Annotated in this window: 16 protein-coding genes; 14 read left to right on the top strand and 2 right to left on the bottom strand. The window is 44.7% G+C overall.

The annotated features are described in order from the left end of the window. Positions 1-24: 24 nt before the first annotated feature. The 7 genes from NFR88_RS07745 (at position 25) to NFR88_RS07715 (ending at position 11,986) form a co-directional block, all read left to right on the top strand. Positions 25-1,863, top strand: coding sequence for a zinc ribbon domain-containing protein (locus tag NFR88_RS07745; protein WP_251614815.1), 1,839 nt, complete (start codon positions 25-27; stop codon positions 1,861-1,863). A gap of 11 nt (positions 1,864-1,874) precedes the next feature. After that, complete coding sequence (locus tag NFR88_RS07740) at positions 1,875-4,760, top strand: UPF0182 family membrane protein (RefSeq protein ID WP_251614812.1); 2,886 nt, start codon at positions 1,875-1,877, stop codon at positions 4,758-4,760. Positions 4,761-4,862: 102 nt separating this feature from the next. Further along, complete coding sequence (locus NFR88_RS07735; protein WP_160202536.1) at positions 4,863-6,782, top strand: glutamine synthetase; 1,920 nt, start codon at positions 4,863-4,865, stop codon at positions 6,780-6,782. A 23-nt stretch (positions 6,783-6,805) separates the two neighbouring features. After that, complete coding sequence (gene serS, locus NFR88_RS07730) at positions 6,806-8,080, top strand: serine--tRNA ligase (RefSeq protein WP_251614810.1); 1,275 nt, start codon at positions 6,806-6,808, stop codon at positions 8,078-8,080. Positions 8,081-8,098: 18 nt separating this feature from the next. Further along, complete coding sequence (locus NFR88_RS07725) at positions 8,099-9,190, top strand: putative NPN-dependent ornithine cyclodeaminase (protein ID WP_160202538.1); 1,092 nt, start codon at positions 8,099-8,101, stop codon at positions 9,188-9,190. Between the two features lie 96 nt (positions 9,191-9,286). Beyond that, complete coding sequence (gene cls / locus NFR88_RS07720; protein WP_160202539.1) at positions 9,287-10,822, top strand: cardiolipin synthase; 1,536 nt, start codon at positions 9,287-9,289, stop codon at positions 10,820-10,822. Between the two features lie 297 nt (positions 10,823-11,119). Then, the gene (locus NFR88_RS07715) at positions 11,120-11,986 is read left to right on the top strand and encodes a methyltransferase domain-containing protein (RefSeq protein ID WP_251614797.1); all 867 of its coding nucleotides are present in this window, start codon (positions 11,120-11,122) and stop codon (positions 11,984-11,986) included. A 54-nt stretch (positions 11,987-12,040) separates the two neighbouring features. On the opposite strand, the gene NFR88_RS07710 is transcribed toward NFR88_RS07715, so the two are convergent. Further along, positions 12,041-12,934, bottom strand: a complete 894-nt coding sequence (locus NFR88_RS07710) for an SPL family radical SAM protein (protein WP_160202541.1) — start codon at positions 12,932-12,934, stop codon at positions 12,041-12,043. Positions 12,935-13,457: 523 nt separating this feature from the next. On the opposite strand from NFR88_RS07710, the gene NFR88_RS07705 reads away from it, so the two are divergent. The 4 genes from NFR88_RS07705 (at position 13,458) to NFR88_RS07690 (ending at position 18,416) form a co-directional block, all read left to right on the top strand. Then, entirely contained in the window at positions 13,458-14,891 is a 1,434-nt protein-coding gene (locus NFR88_RS07705) for an aminotransferase class I/II-fold pyridoxal phosphate-dependent enzyme (protein WP_251614795.1), read from the top strand. A gap of 79 nt (positions 14,892-14,970) precedes the next feature. Next, positions 14,971-16,329, top strand: coding sequence for a sigma-54 interaction domain-containing protein (locus NFR88_RS07700; protein ID WP_161908547.1), 1,359 nt, complete (start codon positions 14,971-14,973; stop codon positions 16,327-16,329). 137 nt (positions 16,330-16,466) lie between these two features. Further along, positions 16,467-17,399, top strand: coding sequence for an agmatinase (gene speB / locus NFR88_RS07695; RefSeq protein WP_160202545.1), 933 nt, complete (start codon positions 16,467-16,469; stop codon positions 17,397-17,399). Positions 17,400-18,026: 627 nt separating this feature from the next. Then, on the top strand, positions 18,027-18,416 hold the full coding sequence (locus tag NFR88_RS07690; RefSeq protein WP_251614792.1) for a DUF2500 domain-containing protein: 390 nt from the start codon (positions 18,027-18,029) through the stop codon (positions 18,414-18,416). A gap of 226 nt (positions 18,417-18,642) precedes the next feature. Here the strand turns inward: NFR88_RS07690 and NFR88_RS07685 are convergent, their stop codons facing one another. Continuing rightward, on the bottom strand, positions 18,643-18,939 hold the full coding sequence (locus NFR88_RS07685) for an ATP-binding protein (protein WP_160202567.1): 297 nt from the start codon (positions 18,937-18,939) through the stop codon (positions 18,643-18,645). A 227-nt stretch (positions 18,940-19,166) separates the two neighbouring features. On the opposite strand from NFR88_RS07685, the gene NFR88_RS07680 reads away from it, so the two are divergent. From NFR88_RS07680 to NFR88_RS07670, 3 genes are all read left to right on the top strand, one after another. Continuing rightward, positions 19,167-19,868 (top strand): DUF3990 domain-containing protein, encoded by a 702-nt coding sequence (locus NFR88_RS07680; protein ID WP_251614790.1) that lies wholly within the window; start codon positions 19,167-19,169, stop codon positions 19,866-19,868. A gap of 76 nt (positions 19,869-19,944) precedes the next feature. Next, positions 19,945-20,463 carry a helix-turn-helix domain-containing protein gene (locus tag NFR88_RS07675; protein ID WP_161908546.1) on the top strand — a complete coding sequence of 173 codons (519 nt, stop codon included), beginning with the start codon at positions 19,945-19,947 and terminating at the stop codon, positions 20,461-20,463. A 145-nt stretch (positions 20,464-20,608) separates the two neighbouring features. Then, a complete protein-coding gene (locus NFR88_RS07670) occupies positions 20,609-20,935 on the top strand; it encodes a LytTR family DNA-binding domain-containing protein (protein ID WP_251614772.1) in 327 nt (108 codons plus the stop codon). The last annotated feature ends 32 nt before the right edge of the window (positions 20,936-20,967 follow it).

Below are 20,967 nucleotides of genomic sequence, written 5' to 3'. Positions count from 1 at the left end.
AATAGAGTTTGGTAGGAGGCAGCGATGTATTGTAAAGAATGTGGAAAACTGCTGGGCACTGACGACAAGTTCTGCAGCAAGTGCGGCACCAGAGTCGAAGAAGGCGAAGATGCGTTCGTGCCTGCCTTTAAGCAGACCGATGCACAGGCAGCGAAAACAGAAGAAGTGATGATCAGGAGAAGTGTTGCACCAGAACGCTTTGACTGGGATCTGGATGGGTACCCGACAGACAATAAAAAGACCGAGGATATCGACTTCAACTGGGATTCAGTATTAGAAGAAAAACAGCGCAATCTTTTTGCTAGAGAACTTGCGCAGAGTCAGCAGCGGGCGGAAGCAGCAGAGGAAGCGGCAGAAGCGCCGGAAAAAGAGTCTGAAGAAACAGCAGAGCCGGAATCTGTCAAAACCACAGGTGATGAAGCCGTTGAACCGGAGCGGCTGTTTGCGGAGATGGGCACCTTTGAAGCACAGGAGCCGACCCGTGTAATGGACAGAGGCGCGGGCAAGGCAGACGGAATAGATAAGTTCTATACTTTCAATCAAAAGAATGCAGCTTTTCAGGCGCTTTTAGATCAGGAATATGAGCGGATTCAGAGTGGGCAGGATTTTGTTCCCAGCTTTATCGCAGAGCAGGAGGCAGAGACGGCACGTGAAGAGCAGTCGAAAACTACCCAAGAAAGCAGACATGAGGAATTTGACTGGACACTGCCTGGCGACAAAGCGTTTACCGAAGCAGTTACCGAAAAAATAGAAGAATCAAAAGAGGAATTGTGGTGGGAGAGCGATTCTGTGGAACCGGAAGCCGAGACTGAGCAGGAGGGAACGGAAGTCTTCCCTATAGAGGATCAGTCTCAGGAGGATTCCTACATTGGAGTTGAGCTGGCGAGCACGCCGGAAGGATATCTTGAACTTGATCAGCCGCAGGTAGTACCGCAGCCGGAGGTTGAGACGGGCTTTGCAGAGGCAGAGACATTTCACACCGATGAAGTGCCGACCCTGGAAGAACTTGCGCAGGAAGAAGGTGACGCTGCATCGCAGCTTCCCCCCAGCAGGACTGCGGAAAAGAAAGCAGAAGAAGACCGATCAAGGCTTACTTTTTACGATGTCTTTGGCGCTGATGACGACGATGATGCTGCTGCGGAAGCGCCAAAAAAGAAAGGAAAGGTCCTAAAAGTAATTGGAATTTTCCTTTGCATTTTTATCGTACTGGATTTGATAGCGATAGGAGTTCTGCATTTTGCACCGGACTCGGCAGCTGGCAAGATGATTGACAACGGCTATCACCAGATTCTTGGTATTTTTGCGGGAGAAACCCAGGAAGAGGAGCCGCCGCAAGAACCGGTACCAACGGCTAGTGAAATTGCACAGCTTATCGAAGCGAAGAAAGGGCTGGGGACTAATATTGCAGTTTGCGAAGAGGCCCAGAATTTGTTGTTTGAAGATGGGAACGACTATGGTTTTGAGGGCTTCAGCAATGCGTATACCTTTGCCGATAAGCCATGGTACACAGATGATGAAGGAAATTCTGTAACCTATGGAGGTGAAATCATAGGCACAGTAGTCCAGTTCTACTCCGCTTGGGTAGACAAAATAAATGGAAAGAACGAAGACGTTTTGGATTTTGTAGATGAGACTTCTGCACTTTATTCTGAGATACAGGAGATGAACGAAAGCGAAGATGTTTCATACGGAATCAATAAGCTGGCTATTGGAGATATCCGTGCCGGTGGAGCGGGATTTTACGTTTATGTTTCTGTAGTCAAAGTTGACAGCAGTACAAGCGAAGAATTTACAGAAAAGCAGATTGTCTACATGGAGCCGGTCAATAAGACTATGCAGATTGTAGAAATCAAAACAATTTAGGAGGACTAATTTTGAACAAGAAAAGCGCAAAAGGGCAGCGACGGCTTAGCGTAATCATCATGTTTATCGTAATTATTTTAGCCTTATTCTTATTACTGATAAACTTTATTACGGACTGGCTGTGGTTTAAAGAAATGGGATATGTGAGTGTATTCCTGAAACAACTGACGACCGAACTCGAAGTGGGTATTCCGATTTTTGTGATTTTAACACTAATCATGAATTTCTATCTGAGAATGCTGAAAAAAGGCTATTTTAATAAGATTGCATCTCACGAAGCAACTGATATGAAGAAGCTGGGACGTTATACGACACTGATCTCGGCGGCGTTCGGGCTGTTCTCCGCATTCTATGCAGTAAGCAGTTTGTGGTTTGAGATTTTGCAGTTTGCTAACGCAACGGGGTTCGATATCAAAGACCCGTTATTCCATATTGACATTTCGTTCTATATTTTCCAGCTGAATTTCTTAAAACAGCTCAACGAAATGTTTATCGGCATGGTGCTTCTGATTATTGTAGTTACCGTGATTTACTACTCTATCCTGCTGTCCGTGCATACGCCGGATATGTTTAAGGAAGAGGAGACTCCGCAACAGGAGCCTGAATTTGACAGTGAAGAACGCTATGACGGCGGAGACAACCCATTCTCCGGCATGGGCGGTAACAGTCCGTTTGACAAAGTTTTTGAAGCTTTTACCGGAAAGAAGGCACAGCCGAGAGCGGCAAAACCAAAGAAACAGTTTGACGACAACAATTTTAAGCAGCTTCTGCACATTGCCTCCGGTCAGCTGACCTTCTTGGGCGTAGTATTCTTCCTGATGGTTGGAATCAACTTCTTCCTGAAGCAGTTTGACTTGCTCCACACCCATACAGGTGCAGTATACGGCGCTGGATTTACCGATGTAAATATTACCCTTTGGGTCTACAGAGCTCTTTGCGTACTGGCGGTGCTGGGTGCAATTACTGTAATCATTCACATCAAAAAGAAGCAGTTCAGAAAAATTTTCACGATTCCAGTGATTATGATTCTGATTGGTGCGCTGGGAACCGGAGCAAGCTATCTGGTGCAGAACTTCATTGTGTCGCCGGACGAGATTAACAAGGAATCCAAATATCTGGAAAGAAATATTGAGTATACTCAGTATGCTTACCAGCTTGACAATGTTTCCGTAAAATCATTCGATGCAGACAATTCTCTGACCAGCGAGGATATTGCAGGAAACTCTGAAACTATTGAAAATATTCGTATTAACGACTATGAACCTGTAAACACTTTCTATAATCAGACGCAGAGTATCAGACAGTACTACAAATTCAACGATGTTGACGTAGACAGATATATGGTAAACGGGGAATATACCCAGACCTATCTGTCCACTAGAGAAATTGACAAAGAAAAGATTCAGGATACTTGGCTCAACAGACACTTGAAATACACCCACGGTTACGGTATCGCGCTGTCCAGAGTAGACGCGGTGACCCAGAGTGGTCAGCCGGATGTTCTGATTAAGAATATTCCGCCGCAGTCCTCTATCGAGGAAATTTCTGTGGATCGCCCTGAAATCTATTTCGGCGAAATGACCAACGATTACATTCTGGTCAACACCAGTGAAGAAGAATTTGACTATCCTGACGGAAGCGCCAACCAGTACAACAAGTACGAGGGAGAAGCCGGCATCAAGCTGAATATGCTCAACCGTGTGATGTTTGCCATCAAGGAGCAGAGCATGAAACTTTTGGTTTCTTCCAATATTAAGAGTGATTCCAGAATCATCATCAACAGAAACGTGATGGATCGCGTACGGAAAATCATGCCGTATCTGAGTTACGAGGAAGATCCGTATGCAGTGATTGCGGACGGCAAGGTTTACTGGATGCTGGATGCTTACACTACCAGCTCCTACTATCCGTATTCTGAGCCATATTCTGGTAAGAATGGAGATATCAACTATATCAGAAATTCTGTAAAAGTAGTCATCGACGCATATAACGGCGATGTAAACTTCTACATTGTAGATGACACCGATCCGATTGCAAAGACGTTCCAGAAGATTTATCCGGCGCTGTTTAAGGATTTGAATGAAATGCCGGAAAGCCTGGTAGCTCATATCAGATATCCGAATACACTCTTTGCTATTCAGGCAGGCGTATACAGCCGTTACCACATGGAAGACGTAAAGGTATTCTACCAGAATGAAGACGTTTGGGATATCGCTGATGAAATCTATGGACAGGATCAGCAGAAGATGTCGCCGAATTACTATATCGCAAAACTGCCGGGCGAGAACAGCGCTGAGTTCTTTAACTCTCTGCCATTCACGCCGAAGTCAAAGCAGAACATGACTGCTTTGATGGTGGCAAGAAACGATGGCGAACATTACGGTGAACTGGTGCTGTACAGCTTCCCGAAGAGCAAGACTGTATACGGTCCGATGCAGATTGAAGCGCAGATTAACCAGAATCCTGAAATTTCCAGTGACTTTACGCTGTGGAGTTCCAGAGGCACGACATATAAGAGAGGAAACCTCTTCGTCATTCCGATTGAGTCTTCACTGCTTTATCTGGAGCCGGTTTATCTGGAGGCTGAAAACTCCGCAATTCCGGAAGTAAAACGTGTTATTGTTGCTTATGATGACAAGATTGCTTACGAGGAAACCTTAGCGGAAGCTTTGGAAGCATTGTTTGGAGAGGGAACCGGTACAAAGGCACCTGTGGATAACAATGGCGATGACAACCAGAATGGAGGTCAGAGCAGCTCCGAAAAAACTACAGCTGACTGGATTAAACAGGCATCTGAAAGCTATGATAAAGCGCAGGATGCGCTGAAAAATGGAGACTGGGCAAAGTATGGGGAGTATATGAAGTCTCTGGAAGAAGCTTTGAACAAGTTAGCATAATTAAGAGTGAATTTGGGAGATTGGGGCATTCGCGCGCGGATGTCCCATAACCCGTTATTCTATATAATTTTTTAGATAATCTGGCTTATAAAGGAGGACGATATGCTGGACTACGATTTAGATAAAATGTTGTTTACGATTCCTGCAGCAAACCATTCAGCGCAGGAGATTACAAAGATATTAAAGGAACATCCAGAAGTCCAATTCGTTTCCCTGGTGGGAATTGATATCGGCGGCCACGATACCGACGAAAAGATCCCCGTAAATTTGTTCCTTGAAGACATAGATAAGATGCTGGCAGGCGGTGTGCAGACTGATGGATCCAGTGTAGCACTTCCGGGTATTGCAGTACTCAATAATGCAAAGATTGATATCATTCCGGATCTTTCTGTGAACTGGTATGTGGATTATAATTTCAGTCACTTAGGATACCGCACAGGACTCCCTATCGGAACTCTTAGAATTCCATCCTTTTTGGTACACAACGACAATTTTGAGGTTGGATCCAGAGTTGTGCTTCGCGATGCGCTCAATCACTTTAAGAAAAAGCTGATGGAAGAACTTGCGGCATATCCTTACGTATTTGAGTATATCAATGGCATTGACAGTGTAGATGATATTGAAGATTTGGTGCTGACCAGTGCCACTGAACTGGAATTTTGGGTAAAAACCCCAGATGACAAAGGGGATAGAGAGCAGCTGTTTACAGCGCAGGTTTTGAAAGAACAGTATTGGAAGCGTACTTACGGAGAGGTGAGAACCGCCCTGGAAGAGACGCTGATGCTATTAGATAAATATGGCTTTGAAGTAGAGATGGGACACAAGGAAGTCGGCGGCGTCAAGGCAAAAATGGGTCACAGCGGGCATTACGACCACGTCATGGAGCAGCTTGAAATCGACTGGAAGTATGCAGATGCAATGCAGGCTGCAGACAATGAGAATCAGGTGAAGTACGTGGTGAGAGACATCTTTACTAAACACGGTCTTGATGTAACCTTTATGGCGAAGCCTTTTGAGGGCGTTGCGGGAAGTGGTGAGCATACCCATCTGGGTCTTGCAGCCAAGCTGAAAAATGGTAAGATGGTCAGCATGTTTGCGCCGGCAGATTTCAGTAAGGATTTTATGAATCCACTGGGTTACGGCGCGCTGATGGGAATTTTGAAGAACTATGAGGTAATCAATCCTTTCGTAAGTTCATCAAATGACTCCCTTAACCGTCTGAAGCCAGGCTACGAAGCGCCGGTTTGTATCGTTACCTCCCTGGGCAGAGCTGTGACAGAGCCATCCAGAAACAGAACCGTTTTGGTGGGTTTAATCAGAGACCCGAAAAATCCGATGGCAACTCGATTTGAGCTTCGTGCGCCAAATCCGAAGAGCAACACCTATCTGGTGATTGCAGCTTCCTATATGGCAATCTTAGATGGTGTGCATGCGGTTCTTGCTGCAGGAAAAACGCCAAAAGAGCTGGAGGCTTCCATCTCCAAAAAACACGGGCAGGATGATTTTTATCTGGAAACAGAGCGGGAATATCGCAGTGAGTATAACGTGTTTGAAGATTTTACAGAGGAAGAACGTGACCACCTCTTTGGTCATGCGCCTGCAACGGTTTGGGAAAACCTTCGTGCATTTGATGAACACCCGGAAAGACTGGCAGTGTTTAAGGAAGGAAATGTCATGCCGGACATTGTTCTGGAGTCTTACCGTGAGCAGACCTTGTCACAGTGGAAAACAGAGCTGCATGACCGAATTATTCCGGATACGATGAATTTTATCAGGAGCTGCAAGCAGGTACATAATCTTGACGATTTTTCCGATTATGATATCAAAAACTGGATTGAAATTGATCGGATCAGACATGAGATTGCCAAGGACACTATCACAGAAAAGTGTCTGCTGACAAGAGCAAAGAATGCGCTGGACGAGGGTGACTACGATCTGGCATCAGATTTACAGCTGGAAATTCAGCAGAAAGTAAACCTGCTGAGCAGTTTGTACATTAGATATAAGAAAAACTTGCTATAGTAAATGGTAAAAGGAGTGTAACCATGTTAGATATTAAACGAATCAGAGAAGATTTTGAAGGCGTAAAAGCCAGAGTAGAGTTTAGAGGCAAAGGCGACTTCGGTATTGATAACGTAAAGAAACTCGATGAGCAGAGAAGAGAGCTTTTAGCAGAAGTGGAAGCGATGAAAAATAAGCAGAATACCGTTTCCAGAAAAATTCCAAAGCTGAAAAAGGCAGGAGAGGATACTACTGCGATCATGGCAGAGATGAAGGAACTGTCCGGTAAGATCAAGGAACTGGACGGACAGCTTTCTGTCTTGGAAGAAGAACTGAAAAATGCGCTGCTCAGCATTCCGAATACACCGTACAAAGACGTACAGTTTGGCGAAGACGACAGTGATAATGTAGAGGTTAGAAAGTTTGGCGAGCCGACAACCTTCGATTTTGAACCAAAAGCCCACTGGGATGTAGGTGAAGATCTGGACATTCTGGACTTTGAGAGAGCTGCAAAAATTTCCGGCGCTAGATTTACAGTATATAAGGGACTTGGGGCAAGACTGGAGCGAGCAGTGATCAATTTTATGCTGGATCTGCACACCATCGACCAGGATTACACCGAAATTCTGCCGCCGTTTATGGTGAACAGAGCTGCAATGACTGGAACAGGTCAGCTGCCGAAATTTGAAGAAGATATGTTCTACATTCCGCAGAAAGACTTTTTCTTGATTCCAACTGCTGAGGTTCCTGTAACCAACCTCCGGGGCGGCGAAATCATGGACGAAAAAGAACTGCCAGTTTACTATACTGCGTATACCCCTTGTTTTAGAGCAGAAGCAGGCTCTGCAGGAAGAGATACCAGAGGGCTTATCAGACAGCACCAGTTTAACAAGGTTGAGCTGGTAAAATTCGTAGACCCGGAAACTTCCTATGATGAACTGGAAAAACTCACTGCTGATGCAGAGGAGGTGCTGAAAATCCTTAACATTCCATATAGAGTGGTGAGACTCAGCTCCGGTGATTTGGGCTTCTCCAGCGCCATGACTTACGATATTGAAGTCTGGATGCCAAGCTACGGTAGATATGTAGAGATTTCTTCCTGTAGTAACTTTGAGGATTTCCAGGCTAGAAGAGCAGGGATTCGTTTCAGAAGAGAAAAAGGAAAGCCTGAATTTGTGCACACTCTCAACGGCTCCGGTCTTGCAGTAGGTAGAACTGTAGCTGCAATTTTGGAAAACTATCAGCAGGCTGACGGCAGCGTAGTGATTCCGGAAGCGCTCAGAAAGTATATGGGCGGTGCAGAGAAAATCACAAAATAAGGAAGAAAAGAGATAAAGATGTTTAAACTACCCAAATATATTGAACCGGATTTTTCCCAAGAAAAGTTCGTAAACGCACCTAATGCCAAACTGGTGGCAGCGCCTGTGGATAAAGCCGCACCGGCGGGATTTCATGCTACATCTATTTACCCGGAATATTTTAAGGTCGGTGGTAACTGGTATTTGGCAGAGGACAGCCGTATGGACAGCGTGCCGGTCTTTGAAAATGGTCAAATTTTTGTAAGAGAATTTAGAAACCTGAAGCAGGGAGACCAGGTTGTTGTAGGGCGCAGTGAGGACTGTGAAGAGGGCATTTATGTTCACGCTGACTGTTTTGAAAGAGAAGAAGCGGGCAGAGCCCAGACCTTTGCATTCCGCCAGAGCAGAAGCAGGGAGACGGGTTTCAGCTATGACTATGAACAGCTTGTGGAACTTTTAAAATATGAAAAAGCACATAATGGCTATATCGTTTGGGTGCTGGGTCCTGCCTGCTCCTTTGATGCGAAAGCCAGAGAGTGCTATGAAAAACTCATCGAGTCTGGCTATGTGCAGGCGATTCTGGCAGGAAATGCACTGGCAACTCACGACCTTGAAGGTGCTTACCTTGGAACTGCTCTGGGTACTGATATTAAAACCCAGGCGCCGTATGTCAATGGACATTATAATCACCTGGATACAATCAACTGTATCAACACCCACGGTTCTATCCCGGCTTTTATTGAAAAAGAAGGCATTAAAAACGGAATTATTTATTCCTGTGTAAAGAACGATGTTCCGTTTGTTTTGAACGGTTCTATCCGTGATGACGGACCGCTGCCGGAAGTATATGAACATACTTATGTAGGGCAGGATACGATTCGATCCCATGTCAGAAAAGCGACTACAGTAATCGGCATGGCGACAGTTCTGCACACCATTGCTACAGGTAACATGACGCCTACCTACAGAGTGCTTGCAGATGGAACGATCAGACCAGTATATTTTTATATGGTAGATACTTCTGAATTTGCAGCAAATAAGCTGGGAGATCGAGGAAGTCTTGCAGCAAAGGGCATTGTAACCAACGTGCAGGATTTTCTGAACAATGTTTGTCAGGGTCTGAACCTGTAAAAGTGAAACGAGCTTAGAGATAAAGCGATTTTGGCGGGCGGTTATCGCCCGCTTTTTCTAGGAAATGATGTAGTAATTGGGAAAGGGAATTTAGCAATGAAAACGACTGCCGGAAAGATTTTTGGCAAAATAGTGAATCGAATGACGATTACCGGATTTTTGATTCTGATACAGCTAGTCTGGTTTGGCATAGCGCTGATGGCGCTGACGGAGTACAGCACCTGGGTTTCTTTGGGATTTAGTGTTGCTTCGATTTTGATGGCACTGTTCATTACCTGGAGAGATGATAATCCAGCATATAAGACGGCATGGATTCTCCTAATATGTCTGCTGCCTGTGCTGGGTGCGGCGATGTATGCGTTTTTTGGAAATAAGCGACCTGCCAGATGGCTAAAATGGAGAATTAATCCGCAGGAGGAGCTGCACAGAAAGGATTTGCAGCCAGAGGACGATTTGACGGATCTGGCACCCGGCAGACTTTTGGATACAGTGGATTACATAGCTGCAAAAGGCGGCTTTCCGGCATGGAAAGGAACGCAGAGCAAATATTATGCCTTAGGTGATGACGTTTACGAGGATATGCTTTTCGACCTGCGCAGTGCACAGAAGTTTATCTTTATGGAATATTTTATCATTTCACGAGGCGAAATGTGGGATGGCATTTTTGAAATCCTTAAAGAAAAAGCTGCTGCCGGGATAGACGTGCGCCTGATTTACGATGATGTAGGCAGCATGAATTTGCTCCCGAAGGGTTTTGAGAAAAAATTGCGCCTGGCAGGAATTAAGGTGCTTAGTTTCAATACAATGAGACCGTTCCTGTCGCTGGTATACAACAACCGAGACCACCGAAAAATCACCGTCATTGACGGGCAGGTGGCTTATTCCGGCGGCTACAATATTGCCGATGAATATATCAATAAAATTGAGCGTTTTGGACACTGGAAAGATTCCGGAATTCGGCTTGCGGGACATGCTGTATGGAATTTTACAGTGATGTTCCTCAACATGTGGAATGCATTTTTGCCTACGGAAGAGGATTATAGCAGGTTCAGACCTCACGCTGGGCATCCGGCACCTTTTGGCGGGGAGGGTATCGTGCAGCCTTACGGCGACTCGCCGCTGGATGACGAACCAGTAGGGGAAAATGTCTACCTGGAAATTCTCAATCAAGCGGAAGATTATGTGTATATTTTCACGCCATATTTGATTATCGACAATGAAATGAAGACAGCGCTGGTGCTTGCGGCAAAGCGGGGTATCGATGTGAGGATTGTAACGCCAGCTATTCCTGACAAGAAAATTGTATTCCGGCTGACTCGATCTTACTATGAGCCGCTCATCAAAGCAGGTGTCAAAATTTATCAGTACACGCCGGGCTTTATCCATGCGAAGAGCTTTGTCAGTGATGATAAAGTCGCTGTGGTGGGAACGATTAATATGGATTACCGAAGCCTGTTTCTTCATTTTGAGTGCGGCACGCTTCTGGCAGGCTGTCAGGCCGTGCTGGACGTGAAGAAGGACTGTTTGGAGACCTTTAGGGTGTCACGCGAGATTCATCATGAGGATTGCAAGCGCAGCTTTTGGGGACTTCTCTACGACGCGGTACTGCGAATGCTGAGCCCGCTGATGTAATGACCTGGCAGGTCACCGGCGATGAGAGTGACTGTATTGGTCGATGTGCATAATTTCTTGATTTTTTTCTAAAATATGCACGTTTAAAGCGAAAGGCGTGCATATTTTGAGGAAAAGCTTTGAAAATATGCATGTTTATCTGAATTGTAAAGGATTTATGAAGATGTTTTGGCGTCATTTATGCATAAATTCGTTGATTTTAACGAAAATATGCACGGCACTTATAGAAAATGTGCATATTTTCGATGAAAAGTTCGAAAATATGTAATTCGTCTGCATGATAAAGGGAGAGTCAGAATGGAAAAGATTGATAAATTTTACGAAGTGAAAAGCCTATTCCAGTGTCCCAGATGCGGAAAGAAAATCCGCTTTCATGGGGGCGGTTTGGTATGCAAGAAAGAGCACCGTTTTGATATTTCGGCAAAGGGCTATGTGAACCTTTTGCAGGAAAATAAAGTGTTAAAAGGCTATGATAAGGAGTTTTTTGCCAGTCGCTATCGGTTTTTACAAGCAGGATATTACAGCCATATTATGGAAGAAGTTGTGGGAACAGTGGAACGCCTGGTGCAGGAAAGGGCGGCGCAGAAGCAGACGGAGGATGAAAATTTTGTCGTGCTGGATGCTGGCTGCGGAGAAGGATATTATGCCGCGCAGCTTTCTGAAAGGCTAGGGAGCAGTGGGCAGATTCTGGCATTTGATATTTCAACAGAGGCAATCAAGCAGGCGGCAAAGAGCTCGCAACCTGTTAAATGGATGGTAGCTGATATCACCAATATCCCGATGAAGGACCAGAGTGTGGACTGTATTTTGGATGTTTTTACACCGGCTAACTACAAAGAGTTTGTGCGGATTTTGAAACCGGGCGGTGTGCTGGTGAAGGTCGTGCCAGGTGCTTCTCATATGTCGCAGCTGCGCAAGGCGGCAGCACCGCTTCTTCGAAACAAATCCTATTCCAATGAAGAAGTACTGGATTATTTTGAAAAAAATTTTGAGATGGTAAGCAGAACACCTGTCAGCAAAACTATGGAAATTGGAAAAGAGCATCTTGCAGACCTTGTGCGAATGACACCGCTACTCTTCGATGTGGACAAGAGTAGACTGGACGTAAGCGGCATTAGGGAGATTACCGTGGAGGCAGAAGTACTGGTGGGAGAATCGCGTTAAAATTGTAAAGACGTTGTAAAGCAAATGATTGATAAGTTGAAGGGTTTGACGTATCTAAAACAGTGACAGCTGCTGGCCGTCATCGACAGGCTGCAGGAGGCTTTGGGGCAGACGGTGTCCCATGGTCAGACCATACTTTGCATTGATTTTTGAGAGCTTTTGATAAAAGCTCTTTTTGTATGCCTTATCTAAGCCGCCTCTGCCGTAAAAGGTCAAAAATGCGTCCATTTTTTCGGGAAACTCCGTGTGAAAAAATTCGAGGAAATGGTCTCTGGTTTTTCCTTTGAGATTCAAAAGACCAGGCAGGACGTAGTCCACCTTTGCGTCTGCGCCGCCTGCAAAAAGACTTTCCAGATTTTCATCACTGTCGCTAAGGAGCGGAATGATGGGCATGGTATGAAGACCGGTATGAACCTTTGTGGGTGCAAAAGCTTTGAGCATTGCAAAACGGCGGACAGAGGACACACCGCCCGGTTCCAGTTTTTTACGAAGCTGTTCATCAGTCGTGGTGATGGTTGCTGCTACGTTGACATAGGTGATACGGGAAAGCTGCTCCAGCAGATCAAAGTCACGCAAGATCAAATCTGATTTAGTGGAGATGATGCAGGGAGTTTTGTGCTGGATTAAGAGTTTCAGGATTTCGGGCATAAGCTGCATATCAGCTTCAATCGGCTGATAGCTGTCAGTAATTCCGCCGATGTTGACTACTTCGCGCTTCCACTGGGGCTTTGCAAGCTCTGCAGCAAGGCGGTCTGCTACATTTTGTTTGATATAAATGGTGTCAAAAAAACGATTGTCCTCCATATAGTCATGGGTGTATAGGGCATAACAGTATCGGCAGCGGTGCGCACATCCGCGGTAAATATTCAGGTCCCAATGAAAGGGCAGATATCTGCTGTTAATCCGGTTCATTGCAGATTTACAGGTAATGGGTTTGTAGTATGCCATGGGATTTCCTTTCTGTCTTGGTGGGCGTGTTGCAGATAAAATAAGTATAGCACAAAAGAGATGGGTTGAACATGGAGAAGACAAAAATTATAGCAGCAACAAAAGTTGGTATGATGACCTTGCGGGAAGAGCCTTGGAGCAGCTGGGAATTGAAAATGACTTGATACCATTGCAGACGCGACAAACCCATGAAAGAACAGGTTATAAGTTGCATACGCCAACTTTACGTCTTTATTTTTCTTTTCTTGCGTTGGCGTTTTTTGAGGGAAGGGCGCAATACTTGCAAAAAAATCCTCTCAAGTTGGCGGATTGAAATATCTGCTTGCATCGGCACGGATATTGTTTGTGCTTGTCGTAGAAAAATGTTTCTTAGAAGACCGCGTCGCTTTAATGGGGATGTTTCATGCCTTTGCTGTGTCTTCGCAGGGGTTGGTTCTTGCCAAGCGGTGCGGGCAATGATAAAATGAAATCAAATAGTGAAAATAAACCAAAATGAAAATAAACCAAACATACGGAGATGAACATGGACAGGAAACAGAGCATCGCAGATTTTTTGCAGGCACATGGGCAGACGGAGCCAGTGTCTTTTCACATGCCGGGGCACAAAGGTGCGGCAATTTATAGGGAAAATGGGTATGGGGAATTTCTTGACCATTTTATGGACTGGGATATTACAGAAATACCAGGGGCAGACAATCTGTTTCAGGCGGAGAGTATTATAGCGGAAACGATGAATCGGTATAAGACGATGTATGCTTCTAAAGAAAGTTATCTGCTTATCAACGGCAGCAGCGCAGGGCTGATTGCGGCTATTATGACTGTGGTACCAAGGGATGGCAAGCTGATCATGGCAAGAAACTGTCATAAATCGGTATTTAACGGTTTGATGATGGCAGGTGGGCAGCCGGTCTATGCGCATCCTGAATTGATAGAAGAATATGAGATTTCCGGAGAGATTACCCCGGAGGAGATCGAAAGGTGTTTGGTACAGCATCCTGACAGCAGCGCAGTGCTTTTGCCGAGTCCTAATTATTATGGGATCTGCAGTGATATAGCTGCCATCGCCGAAGTTGTACATCGTGCGGGAAAGATTCTGATTGTCGATCAGGCACATGGTGCGCATTTGAAGTTCTTCGATGCTTTTGCCGGTACGAAAAAAGCGGCAGAAAATCTGGGGGCAGACATCGTGATTAACAGTACCCATAAGACGCTGACGTCTTTTACCCAGAGTGCTGTGGCAAACCTTTGCTCAGACCGAATTGACAAGTATGATTTTGAGGATAAGCTGCAGCTTATTGAAAGCACCAGCCCGTCCTATCTTTTAATGGCGTCGCTGGATATTAATGCTGACCTTCTCGAAAGGAGAGGTGAAACATTGATTCGTCAGTGGAAAGAGGATTTACAGTATTTTTATGGAAGGGCTGCCGACATTAATGGGCTGCGGATCATGCGGCATCCGCTGCTTGACGATACAAAGATAAATCTGGACATGCGTGCCTACGGAATTTCCGGATTGGAACTTGAGGAACTGCTCATGGAGCAGGGGATTTTTGCAGAACTGGTTACTGGTAATATTGTGATGTGCATGACTGGAATCGGAAATAGGCGATGTGACTATGAGCGACTGCTTGATGCTCTTCGGAAAATTGCTACAGCGCATTCTTTGGTGCCGGAAAGGGCATGTGAACAGGCAGCGCGTGATGTAAACGGAGCGTGGGATTTTCAGAACCTTGCGCAGCGTCCAGTACCCAAGGAGAAGGAGCGAATTGCGCTGGAAATGGCGGCGGGCAGGGTGTGTGCATCGTCAGTGATTCCATATCCGCCGGGGATTCCGATTCTTTGTCCGGGGGAAGTGATAGACAAATCGGTAATAGACTATGTAAAAGCGCTGCGAGAGGCAGGCGAAAAGGTAATCGGTATAGATGATTTGGGCAGAGTCACAGTAGGAAAGGAGTAACGGATGACAAAGGTTACACTGATCGGAAACAGAATGGGAAACTTTGAATTTTTGAAAATTCAGTAGGAGTGGAGAAGCTATGCAGATTAACAGTTTGGAAAAATTTGCCAATCTTTACGGCAGAATTGATGCGATTTTGATTGTAAATAAAGAAAATATCATCGAATACTCTGCGATGGTGACTGAGGACAAAGAGTATCTGCGCACCGATGATATTTTAGGTAAAAATCTTTTTGCGGTATATCCTGAACTGAATGAGGGCAACAGCACCCATGCAAAGGTCATGGCGACGGGACTTCCGGTACTGAATCAGAAACAGACCCTGACGGAGCCGTCCGGCAGACGCCACACTACGATGACCAGCACATTCCCCATAGAAAATAACGGTGAACTGATCGGCAGCATTGACCTTTCTGTAGAGTTGCCTGACGATACGGACGATATTTCAAAGAAAAGGAAACTCTATACGGCGGATGATATCGTGACGCAGAATCCGGATATGGAATATATGAAGGAAAAGCTTTTGAAAATCGCGAAAAACGATTCGCCGGTCATGGTGATTGGAGAGTCAGGAACGGGAAAGGAACTCATTGTCGAGGCAATTCACAGTCATGGAAGGCGGAAAAAGAGACCGTTCATTTCCCTTAACTGCGCGGCTATTCCCGATGCACTCATCGAAAGTACGCTTTTTGGAACGGTAAAGGGTAGCTTTACCGGTGCGGAAAACAAGAAGGGGCTCTTCGAGCTTGCCGATGGCGGTACCTTGTTTCTGGATGAGGTTAATTCCATGAGTCTTGAACTGCAGGCGAAACTTTTGAAGGCGGTAGAAGAGCAGCGATATATGAAAGTGGGTGCGGAATCTTACACGGAGGTAGACACGCGACTGATTTCTGCCATGAACGTTAGTCCGAAGGAGGCAATCGGCAGTGGGAAAATGCGGCAGGATTTATTTTATCGTCTCAGTGTGGTGCAGCTTTTGGTGCCGCCGCTTCGCAAACGAAGGGAAGATATCTCGCTGCTGAGTTCTCATTTTATTGGGCAGTATAATAAGCAGATGGGAAAGTCTGTGAAGGAAGTTAGTCCTTTTGCAGAAAAGGTGCTGCAGGATTACAGCTGGCCGGGCAATGTGCGGGAACTTAGGAATGTGATGGAGTCCGCATTTAATCTGGTCGAAGGCGATGTCATCGGACTGACCGATTTGCCGGATTATTTGATTTCGGGAAGCGGCATGCTGGGCGAAAGCGGCAGTGCGGAGCCTTCCGGCAGTCTGGCAGAAATGATGAACCGTTATGAAAAAGAAATTCTGGAAAAAACTTTAAGGAATGCTTCCTCTTTGAATCAGGCGGCTACAAGCCTGCAGATTACCAGACAGGCACTGAAGTATAAAATTGAAAAGCTACAGATTGATTATCAGACGCTGCTGAACAGGGTGTGGTAAAAAATTTTACCTTTCTGTTGTAAATTTTTTTTCATAGACCGCCGGAGTAGTTGAAAAATAGTTGAAATGAAAAGGTTTCTGTTCTGGCACGGTTATTGCTAAAATTGTATGGCAGTAAATGAAAAGGAGTGAATATAATGCAAGTAAAAAATGAATTTGCAAAGAATAAAAGTTCATGGTGCGGTCTGAACCGGCCAGAAATGAAAGAGGAAAATGCCGATGTGGTAATTTTCGGTATTCCGTATGACGGAGGCGTTAGCTATCGTGGCGGTGCAGCCGAGGCACCGCAGATGCTGCGTGCAAATACTCTTCATTCTACTCCATGCACAGAGCGCCTTGCGTGGTTTGATACTCTGAATGTAGTAGACGGTGGAGACTTTGAGGGCAGCGACAGAGAGGAAGTCTTTGCAGAGGTACAGAAATACGTAGCGGATTTGGTACGTAAAGGCGTTCGCTTTACCATGGTTGGCGGTGACCATTCTGTGACCATTCCGGTGGAGAGAGGCATTAACGATGCAGTCGATGAAGAATTTGGTATTATTCACATAGATGCACATATGGATTTGTGCGAGGCGCTGGAAGGCGACTTGCTCTCTCATGGCAGCACTGAGCGCAGAGCGCTGGAACTTTCTCACGTAAAATCGCTGGAAAATTTGTACTTTATTGGAATCCGTTCTATCGAGCCGGATGAGTTTGAGCTTTACAAGGAAGGTAATATACAGGTGAAAACCGCTTATGATTGCTACCATGAGGGCATTGAAGCGGTGGCTGCTGACTGCATTGAAAAGATGAAAAAGTTCAATCAGGTTTATTTGACTTTCGATATTGATGCACTGGATCCGGCTTATGCTGCGGGTACAGGAACGCCGCAGTTTGGTGGGCTGACTTCCCGTATGGCTCTGACTCTGCTGGAAAAGCTGTTCCGTGGACTGAACATTATGGCTTTTGATGTTGTGGAGATCGCACCGGCGCTGGACCCGTCTCTTGCCGCAATGTTCGCAGGGCGGAAGCTGATTACGGAAGGCTGGGGCTACTGGGCGGAAGGGCTTGGAAAGCTGGAAAGGAAATAGAAAGAGAAACTGCTGCGTGAGGAAATTTGCGCAGCAGTTTTTTGAGGAGGATATGCTAGTGTTGAATTTGTCAACGTTTCTGAGATTTTTGTGTCTGTACTGTACTGTGCCGTGGGGTGCTACGGGGGATTAAGTACTGAACGCCAATTAGGCATGATTTTTTTGAAATTTTTGCGTTAGCACTGGTAAATCCGCCAATTTCAAGGAAAAATTATGGAATTCTTGCGGCGAAGTGAAGTGAGAACGGCTCAACTCTTCAAAATCAACAGGGTTTTGCGCTGGCATTCATTAAAAAATCCCTTGATTTGGCGTTCGCCGCCGCTTTCTTAAAATAACTTCCTTGAGTTGGCGTATTACAAGGAGCGGTCGCAAGAATTTGAAAAAATTTGTGCGAAGTTGGCGGCGCAGACGTTGCAGATAGTGCGTGGAGGGAGGGTGGCAGGCTATAACGAAGGGGAACAAAGCGATAAGCAACAAGAGATTGGCAGACTTCGGGCTAATTCCCATGCTTGACTATTGATGCGAAAGCATCTATTGAGTTTTATATGATGATTATGATATAATAAAAATGATAGAAATTGTTCGTCTGGTGTGAAGATTGTGGAGTAGAGAGGAGCAATATATAAAATGTATTATGGTGATGGATTTAGTGCATTTGGAGTTATGTTTATAGTCGTGTTTGTAATCGTAATTGGAACCTTTATTGTCACGGCAGTAAAGGGTGTCAGTACATGGAATAAGAACAATCAGTCGCAGAGGTTGACGGTGCCTGCGAAAGTGGTTTCGAGGAGGACGGCGATTTCTCGTCATAATCATGCAACAGGCGGTGAAGCCTGTGGGACTGTAACTACTTCATCTACGAGGTATTATGTGACATTTCAGGTCGAAAGCGGAGACCGTATGGAGTTATCCGTAAATGGACCGGAATACGGCATGTTGGCTGAGGGAGACGTAGGGGAACTGACTTTTCAGGGAACCAGATATCTGTCCTTTGAACGATGGAGGGAAGAAAGATAAGAACATGATATTATAGAACTGTTTTTTATTTATACATGTCCTGTAGTGTGACAAGCATAACTTCACCTTGTTTTGCAAAGTCTTGCAGCCCTTGGGTGAATCCGCTCTTCGAGAAAATAGGGTAATGATATTTAGACCCTTGGCAAAGACTTTCGCGTAAAGAAAAAGATATTCACGGCACACCGGCTTAAAAATAAGACCCATGTAATCAGAAAATATTTACTGATTACAGAATCGTAAATACGGTCAATATGACCCGCACTGATGGCTGATATGTTTTGCAGTACAACAATACCAAAAACGAAAGAAGTTTCTCATATATTGCTTTCGATAAAGCTTCTAAATTTTCCTGGGAAGAAGCATTGAGAGCGGAGAAAAAGATGGCCGGTTTATCTTTGCAAAATTGGTTAATCAATGCGGTCTTGCCAACACGGCGACGCCCATAAATTATGATACATTCAAAATTGTTTTTACTATATTGTTTATTTAAATTCTGAAGTTCATAATCTCTGCAGTAAAATATGTGAAGTTCTCTTTGCTATTAAACTCTAAAGTTTTAAACTTATAAGTTTGTTCTAAACGGCTGGAAGATGAAAGTCAATAGAGGGTTGGAAAGAAGCTACGCAAGTTTTTGAACGGCGGTTTTTTCTTGTGGGAGTGGAATTAGCGGGGCTGAGGGCTTGACAAACTGATGCCACAGTATTACAATGAAGAAAACTGATACTGTGGTATTATAGATTGGAGAGGTTTATGAGTAAGGATATTACGATTTATCATGGATCACAGCAGATTGTTGAAATTCCTACGTATGGCATTGGAAAGTCATACAATGATTATGGGCAGGGATTTTATTGCACTGAGAATATGGAACTGGCAAAGGAGTGGGCATGCCCTATAAAAAGGGACGGTTATTCTAATCAGTACATCCTTCATACTGATGAGATGCAAGTGATGCATTTGACAAAGGGGAACTTTAACATATTGAATTGGCTGGCAATTCTTTTGAAGAACCGCAAGTTTGATATCAACAGTAATATAGCAAGAAGTGCGAGGGAGTATCTGCTGGAGTATTTTTTGCCCGATACCAAGGGTGTTGATATCATGGTGGGGTATCGAGCAGACGATTCTTATTTTTCTTTTGCGGAAGATTTTATTAACAATACCATTTCGATACGAGATTTGGGTGTTGCTATGGAACTGGGAACTCTTGGCGAGCAGGTTGTGCTGCTTTCTCCTGCAGCATTTAGCAAAATTGAGTTTGTGCAATATGAAATTGCCGACTATCGGAAATACTATTACAAGCGCGCTCAAAGAGACAGCTTGGCGAGACAGAATTATCAACAGAGAAAGAAAAATCCTGCGATGCTTCGAGAAGATTTGTTTATACTTGATATTATTAGAGAGGATATGAAAAATGATGACCCCCGTTTACAATGCCACATATCTGAGTAAGGCTGCGAAATCAGTCGGAAATATGCTTCATGACGCTGTAATAGAGTTTGGTTACAAAGGAGACGAATTTCTCCATATGTTTATTCAGTCAGGAATTGCGGAAGAGATTGAAAGCGGAAATCCGAAATATATTGCGGGCAAAAGCGGCATAGAACTTTTTTCAGAAGTTATGGAACGGACTGTGGGAAAGCAGATTGACGCAGACGTTATTGAAACCTATGAAAAATCTGATGTGTATTGGATTGGCTGGGCACTGACTCATTATCAGTGGTATTCGGGACGCAGCTTCAAGGATATTTTAGAGACGGTATCCTTCGATGCCCTGCAGGGGCTTTACGACACACTACACGAGACCGATGTACGGAAATTTTATGAAGTACTGGATGCTCATTTTGCACAGACAGGCAGTAAACTGAAGATTGTTCGTAAAGATTGCGGCCTTACGCAAGAAGAACTTTCCGGGTTGTCCGGTGTTTCAATCAATACCATTCGTGCCTATGAGCGGAAAAGCAAGGACATCAATAAGGCTCAGGCGGAAATTGTCGTTCGCCTGTCCGGGGCACTGAAATGCGAGATGATGGATATTTTGGGGTAGGCGGAGCTGATTGTTTTTACTATTAAAGAAATATAGAGTAAAGAACTACAGAAAACTATTGTAGTTCTATTTTTTTTGGAAAATAGCAAAGGTGAGTGTTTGGCGAAGGGAGTACAAGAAAAATTTAGATGATTAACATTACGGATTGTTACATTTGGAAAATAAAAGCGGTCGCTTTGTGATTCCCTACAGCAGAATTTATTACTTTGAAAAACAGAAAAGGCAGGTGCTGGTACGTGGAACCGGCGGACAGGTGCTTTGCAGCTTTTACGGAAAGTTTGAAGAAATGGAAGCGCTACCGCAAAATTTTCTCCGCTGTCATAACAGCATGATTGTCAACATGGGCAGAGTCAGCGCCATAGAAAAAAGTAACTTCCTATTAATAGATGGAAGTTTTGTATCAATCAGTCGTACATATTTGCAGGAAAGCAGACTGGGTTTTACCAGATATTGCATGCCGGATGTGCGGTGAAGTAAATATCTCGTTTTGAGTCTCAAGAATTT

The organism is Senimuribacter intestinalis (assembly GCF_943192965.1).
Lineage (GTDB): Bacteria > Bacillota > Clostridia > Peptostreptococcales > Anaerovoracaceae > Senimuribacter > Senimuribacter intestinalis.
The sequence above is the reverse complement of the archived record's forward strand: the minus strand, read 5'-3'. Positions and strand labels throughout refer to the sequence as shown.